At 53.5% G+C, this 215-nt stretch carries 1 pseudogene; it reads right to left on the minus strand.

Annotated features, from left to right (window positions below):
- Positions 1 to 215: pseudogene (locus tag JW499_RS22345) on the minus strand (hypothetical protein); the annotation flags it as partial.

Here is a 215-nt window from a genome sequence, read left to right on the forward strand (position 1 = left end):
TATAGCGCTGGATCAGGTTCCAGACCCGCTCAAACTCGTCCGGTTGCTGGCTGGTGCTGAAGCCGTGCAGGGGGATGCTATCGAAGTAGCGATGATAGCGGTGCACCAGATGCAGCTGGTAGCTGAGTATACCCTGATGGCTGGGGCTGCTAACCAGATAACAGTCGAACTCGGGGAAAGGATGGCTATAGAGCTCTTTATTGTTTTTATAGCGG

The organism is Amphritea pacifica (assembly GCF_016924145.1).
GTDB classification, from domain to species: Bacteria; Pseudomonadota; Gammaproteobacteria; order Pseudomonadales; family Balneatricaceae; genus Amphritea; species Amphritea pacifica.